The 4,867-nt window shown below is 72.4% G+C and carries 4 protein-coding genes; 3 read left to right on the forward strand and 1 reads right to left on the reverse strand.

Annotated elements, in window-relative coordinates:
- Positions 1–208, forward strand: a 208-nt coding sequence (locus ACXJKG_RS19365; protein ID WP_456847358.1) for an excalibur calcium-binding domain-containing protein, incomplete at its 5' end; no start/stop codon positions are given.
- Positions 209–218: 10 nt separating this feature from the next.
- Here ACXJKG_RS19365 and ACXJKG_RS19370 read toward each other — a convergent pair.
- The gene (locus ACXJKG_RS19370) at positions 219–1,670 is read right to left on the reverse strand and encodes a helix-turn-helix domain-containing protein (RefSeq protein ID WP_456847359.1); all 1,452 of its coding nucleotides are present in this window, start codon (positions 1,668–1,670) and stop codon (positions 219–221) included.
- A gap of 151 nt (positions 1,671–1,821) precedes the next feature.
- On the opposite strand from ACXJKG_RS19370, the gene aceA reads away from it, so the two are divergent.
- Together aceA and aceB are read left to right on the forward strand one after the other, a co-directional pair.
- Positions 1,822–3,120: an isocitrate lyase gene (gene aceA, locus ACXJKG_RS19375; protein WP_456847360.1), complete on the forward strand. Its 1,299-nt coding sequence runs from the start codon at positions 1,822–1,824 to the stop codon at positions 3,118–3,120.
- Positions 3,121–3,146: 26 nt separating this feature from the next.
- Complete coding sequence (gene aceB / locus ACXJKG_RS19380) at positions 3,147–4,790, forward strand: malate synthase A (RefSeq protein WP_456847361.1); 1,644 nt, start codon at positions 3,147–3,149, stop codon at positions 4,788–4,790.
- Positions 4,791–4,867: the final 77 nt, after the last annotated feature.

Below are 4,867 nucleotides of genomic sequence, written 5' to 3' on the forward strand. Positions count from 1 at the left end.
GGCCGCCGCGGATGCGGAGGCCGCGCGTGTCGCCGCAGCAGCGGCCGCCGCCGCCCAGGCCGAGGCTCCTGCCGCGCCGTCGGGTGGGTCTGCCTACTACCAGAACTGCGACGCCGTGCGGGCCGCCGGCGCGGACCCGATCCACGTGGGTGAGCCCGGCTACAGCCGCAAGCTGGACCGCGACGGCGACGGGATCGCGTGCGAGTAGGGACCGACCCTCACGCCTGCGGCGCGTGCCGGTCCAGGAACCGGTAGACCTCGGTCGTGTCCACCCCCGGGAACACCCCGACGGGCAGCGCGGCCAGCAGGGACGCGTGCGGGCGGGCGCTCGGCCAGGACTTGTCGGACCAGCGCTCGGCCAGGTCGGTCGGGGGCTGCCGGCAGCACATCGGGTCCGGGCACCTCGACGCGGCCCGCTCGGTGGTCTCGCGGCCGCGGAACCACCGGACGTGCGCGAACGGCACCCCGACGGACACCGAGAACCCGCCCTGCGACGACGTCTGCACGCGGGACGTGCACCAGTACGTTCCCGACGACGTGTCGGTGTACTGGTAGTACGGCGAGAACCGGTCGGGCAGCGTGAACACCACGCGGGCCGTCCACTGCCGGCAGACAGGCTGCCCCTCGATGGCGCCCAGCGGGTCCGCCGGGAACTTCACGCCGTCGTTCTCGTAGGCCTTGTGCAGCGTGCCGCCCTCGTGGACCTTCATGAAGTGCACCGGGATGCCCAGGTGACGCGTCGCCAGGTTGGTGAACCGGTGCGCGGCGGTCTCGTAGGGCACGGCGAAGGCGTCGCGAAGGTCCTCCACCGAGAGGCGGCGCTCGGCCTTCGCCTCCTGCAGGAACGGGACGGCGCCGTCCTCGGGCAGCATCAGCGCGGCCGCGAGGTAGTTGGCCTCGACCCGCTGCCGCAGGAAGTCGCCGTAGTCCTTGGGCTCCGCGTGGCCCAGCACGTGGCTCGCGATGGCCTGCAGGAGCGGTGAGCGGGCGTCGCTGGTGCCGGGGTTGCCCTGCGGCAGGTAGATGCGGCCGTTCGCCAGGTCGGTGACCGACCGTGTGGAGTGCGGCAGGTCCGAGACGTAGTGCAGCGCGAAGCCCAGGTGCGCGGCGATGTCGGCCGTGGCTCGCTGCGACAGGGGCCCGCCGGGGTGGTCGATCGCGGCGAGCAGGCGGCGGGCGTGGTCCTCGAGCTCGGGGAAGTAGTTGTCCTGCGCGCGCATCCGGATCCGCAGCTCCGCGTTCGCGCGGCGGGCCTCCTCCGGTGTGGCCGCGTTCTCGGTGAGGAGACGCTGGATCTCGGCCTGCAGGCGGACCAGCGCCTCGAGGGCGTCGGCGGGCAGGGACCGGCCGACCTTCACCGGTGAGACGCCGAGCGACGCGAACAGCGGACCGCGCTGCGCCCGCTCGAGCTCGACCTCCAGGGCGGCCCGTCGGGTGGGCGGCTCGGTGCGCAGCAGCTCGGACAGCGGGACGTCGAGAGCCTCTGCCACCTGCGCCAGCAGCGAGAGCTTGGGCTCGCGGTGACCGTTCTCCAGCATCGAGACCTGCGAGGGCGCGCGGCCGATGGCCGTGCCGAGGTCGTCGAGCGTCATGTTCCGGCCCGTGCGCAGGTGCCGGATCCGTCGTCCCAGCACCAGCGTGTCGAGGCCGCCGTTGGCCGTCGTCGTCATGCCGTCCACCATCGCCCGGCGTCTGCGCTTCTGTCCAGGAGAAGGAACGCCGATCTTCTGCGGAGGTTGCCGGGGAAGAACTGCTGAGCACCGAGGAAAGTCGAGGTCAGGCCGAACGGCCGAGAAGAACGCCCCAATGACGGAGGRCACCATGAGCACCACCAGGCACGGCGACCAGACGCAGACCGCGGCCGAGCTCGCGGCGAGCTGGGACCTCGACCCGCGCTGGGCCGGCATCCGCCGCACCCACACGGCCGAGGACGTCGTCGCCCTCCGCGGTTCCGTCCGCGAGGAGAGCACGCTCGCCCGCCGGGGGGCCGAGCGCCTCTGGGAGCTCCTGCACTCCCGCACCCTGCTGCCGGCGCTGGGTGCGCTGACCGGCAACCAGGCCGTGCAGCAGGTCCGCGCCGGGCTCGAGGCGATCTACCTGTCCGGCTGGCAGGTGGCCGCCGACGCCAACCTGTCGGGCCAGACCTACCCGGACCAGTCGCTGTACCCGGCCAACTCGGTGCCGGCCGTCGTGCGCCGGATCAACAACGCGCTGCTGCGTGCCGACCAGATCGAGTTCGCCGAGAACGGCCGTCGGACCCGGGAGTGGCTGGCGCCGATCGTCGCGGACGCCGAGGCCGGCTTCGGTGGGCCGCTCAACGCGTACGAGCTCATGCACTCGATGATCTCCGCGGGCGCGGCCGGCGTGCACTGGGAGGATCAGCTCGCGGCGGAGAAGAAGTGCGGCCACCTGGGCGGCAAGGTGCTGGTGCCGACGTCGCAGCACGTGCGGACCCTGTCCGCGGCGCGGCTCGCGGCCGACGTCGCCGGGGTGCCGACCGTCGTCGTCGCCCGCACCGACGCCCTCGGTGCCGACCTGCTGACCTCGGACGTCGACCCCCGCGACGAGCCGTTCCTCACCGGGGAGCGGACGGCCGAGGGCTACTACCGGGTCCGCCCCGGCCTCGATCCCGTCGTCGCACGGGCCGAGGCCTACGCGCCGCACTCCGACCTCATCTGGGTGGAGACGTCGACTCCGGACGCGGCGCTGGCCATCGAGTTCGCCGAGCGGATCCACGACCGCTTCCCCGGCAAGCTGCTGGCCTACAACTGCTCGCCGTCGTTCCACTGGCGCTCGCAGCTGGACGACCTGCAGATCGCGCGGTTCCAGCGGGAGCTGGCCGGCCACGGGTACGTCTTCCAGTTCATCACCCTGGCCGGGTTCCACGCCCTCAACCACTCGATGTTCTCGCTGGCCCGCGGCTACGCCGAGCGCGGCATGAGCGCGTACGTCGAGCTGCAGGAGGCCGAGATCGCCTCCGAGACCGACGGCTACACCGCCACGCGCCACCAGCGCGAGGTCGGCACCGGCTACTTCGACCGTGTCGCCACGGCGATCTCCCCGGAGAGCGCCACCCTCGCGCTCGCGGGCAGCACCGAGACGGCCCAGTTCACCCACTGACCTGCACGAAGACCAGGAGCACGACCATGACCATCACCATCCCCCCGCCGCTGATCCGCGCCCACCTCTCGCTCGCCGGGCCGGCCGTCGCCGGGTCCGACCAGATCCTCACCTCCGAGGCCATCGACTTCCTCACCGACCTGCACATCCGGTTCTCGGGCCGACGCCACGACCTGCTGCTCGGCCGCCAGCACCGCCGCACCAGGTTCTCCAACGGTGCCGACCCCGACTTCCTGCCGCTCACGGCGGGGATCCGGGCGGACCCGAGCTGGCGCGTCGCCGGTCCCGGGCCCGGCCTGGAGGACCGTCGCGTCGAGATCACCGGCCCCACCGACCGCAAGATGACGATCAACGCGCTGAACAGCGGCGCCAAGGTCTGGCTGGCGGACATGGAGGACGCCACCAGCCCCACGTGGACCAACGTCGTCGGCGGGCAGGCGTCGCTCTTCGACGCGATCCGCGGGCAGATCGACTTCACGTCGCCCGAGGGCAAGGAGTACACGGTCGGCCCGGTGACTCCCACGATCGTGTTCCGGCCCCGCGGCTGGCACCTGACCGAGAAGCACCTCGAGTTCACGGACCGTGCGGGTCAGACGTGCGCGGCGTCGGCGAGCCTCGTCGACGCCGGCATGTACCTGTTCCACAACGCGCAGGCCCTGATCGACTCCGGCCGCGGACCGTACCTCTACCTGCCCAAGCTCGAGGGGCACCTGGAGGCGCGGCTGTGGGACGAGGTCTTCCGCTTCACCGAGGCCTACCTGGGCCTGCGCTACGGCACGATCCGCGCGACGGTCCTCATCGAGACCATCACGGCCGCGTTCGAGATGGAGGAGATCCTCTACGAGCTGCGCGACCACTGCGCGGGGCTCAACGCAGGACGCTGGGACTACATCTTCAGCGTCATCAAGAACTTCCGCGCTCGCGGACCGCGGTTCGTCCTGCCCGACCGGGGCAGCGTGACGATGACGGTCCCGTTCATGAAGGCGTACACCGAGCTGCTCGTCGCCACCTGCCACAAGCGGGGCGCGCAGGCCATCGGCGGCATGAGCGCGTTCATCCCCGACCGTCGCGACCCGGAGGTCACCGAGCGGGCGTTGACGCAGGTCAGGGCCGACAAGCAGCGCGAGGCCGGGCAGGGGTACGACGGCACCTGGGTCGCCCACCCCGACCTCGTGCCCGTCGCGCGCGAGGTGTTCGACGAGGCCCTGGGCGACCGCATCGACCAGCGCCACCTCCTGCGTGCCGACGTGCACGTGACCGCCGCGGACCTGCTCGACATCCCGTCGGCCGGCGGCGGCGAGCCCGGGGCCGTCACCGACGGCGGGCTGCGCGGCAACATCTCGGTGGGCGTCCGGTACCTCGAGGCGTGGCTGCGGGGCATCGGCGCCGTCGCCATCGACCACCTCATGGAGGACGCGGCGACCGCCGAGATCTCGCGCTCGCAGGTCTGGCAGTGGGTGCACCAGGAGGTCGTCACGGCCGAGGGCACGCGGATCGACGCCGCGCGGGTCGAGCAGGTGCTCGCGGAGGTGCTGGCCGAGCTGCCGCGGTGGGACGGGGACCGCTTCGACGACGCGGCCGACCTGTTCCGGCAGGTCGCCCTGGCGGAGGACTTCCCGACGTTCCTCACGGTGCCCGCGTACACGCAGTTCCTGGTCGCCCACGAGTGATCGACGCCCCGCCGCTCGTGTGAGCCGACGTCGCACGAGCGGCGGGGTGGGGGTTCGTCGGCGGCCTGCGGTGGGTC

The sequence above is a fragment of the Cellulomonas sp. P5_C6 genome, from assembly GCF_054049635.1.

Coding starts and splice junctions, on each gene's coding strand:
- ACXJKG_RS19370 (WP_456847359.1), bottom strand. CDS start 1,670: ATGACGACGACGGCCAACGGCGGCCTCGACACGCTGGTGCTGGGACGA.
- aceA (WP_456847360.1), top strand. CDS start 1,822: ATGAGCACCACCAGGCACGGCGACCAGACGCAGACCGCGGCCGAGCTC.
- aceB (WP_456847361.1), top strand. CDS start 3,147: ATGACCATCACCATCCCCCCGCCGCTGATCCGCGCCCACCTCTCGCTC.